The 1,066-nt window shown below is 58.5% G+C and carries 1 protein-coding gene; it reads right to left on the minus strand.

All coding sequences use genetic code 11. From position 1 onward, the window contains the following. Positions 1-43 precede the first annotated feature (43 nt). Complete coding sequence (locus ATI53_RS22865; protein WP_111551451.1) at positions 44-784, minus strand: IclR family transcriptional regulator; 741 nt, start codon at positions 782-784, stop codon at positions 44-46. Between the last annotated feature and the right edge of the window lie 282 nt (positions 785-1,066).

A 1,066-nucleotide genomic window follows, 5' to 3' on the forward strand; every position in this document is an offset into this window, starting at 1 on the left:
TCCTTCCATTCATGAGAAAGGATCGCACCATCAAACCGTGGGATCAAACACCCAGTCTCAACATGTCGCGGCTGAGAGATTCCAGCTTGGCATCGTCGATCTGTTCGGAAATGCCGATGGCGCTGACCGCCAGAAAGGGTTGGTCCCTGGGACCGGGCAGGGTGATGGCGACGGTGGTGATGCCGATGGCAAAATTGCCCCGATCCACCGCAAGGCCCACTTCCCGGACATGGTCCAGACCAGCAAACCACTGGTCAAAATCCGGCGGTCTGGCCAGGCGTATCTTTTTGAACCGGCGTTCAATTGCCGCCCTGGGCAGGGGGCTTTGCGCGGCAAAGCAGCGCCCGAAAGCCCCCGTGAACAGTGGCAGCCTTTGTCCGATCCGCATCGAGATCTGCACCGTTGCCGTGGGTTCGGTCCGGTCCACCAGCACCACGCGGTCTTCCGACACGACCCGCCACAGGTTCATGGCGACACCGAATTTCAAAGACAGGCGCTGCAACTCGGGGTGCAGCGCACGTATGTGGTTATCGCCGGCTAGCGCTCCCTGGGCAAGCGACACCACACCCATTGAAAGCGCATAGGTTTTAGTGAAGGGATCGAAACTGACCAACCCTTCATGGACCAGGGTGCGTAACAGGTTGAAACAGGTCGACGGATTGATACCCAGATCGCGGGCCGCCTGCGTCACGCCGACGCCGCCACAGGCTCTCTGTAGATAACGCAGGATCGCAATCCCGTTTACCAGAGCCCTGACAAGTTTTTCCGGTGCTCGATCCATCATCAGACCCTCGGGTAGAAAACTCTATTCTTGCAGGAGAATACCCCACACCTCGTGGGAATTGTAAAGGAAGGTCGGTAGCCAAGGTCGGCGAACTGGATCCGCTCGCCGACGAATGAACAAGATCAGAGTTCGTCGCGAAGGTGGGGGCGAAGGTCGAGTACCGGCTCTGTTGCACAAAGCCCGTGAGGGAGTCACCTCTTGAATCCAGGGTGATAGCTGGGGGGCCATGAGCAGTCCGACACCCCCAAGCTACAAGAACAAGAACTGGCGGGCCTCTCATGA

The sequence above is a fragment of the Salipiger aestuarii genome, from assembly GCF_003259905.1.
In the GTDB taxonomy this organism is placed as follows: domain Bacteria; phylum Pseudomonadota; class Alphaproteobacteria; order Rhodobacterales; family Rhodobacteraceae; genus Salipiger; species Salipiger aestuarii.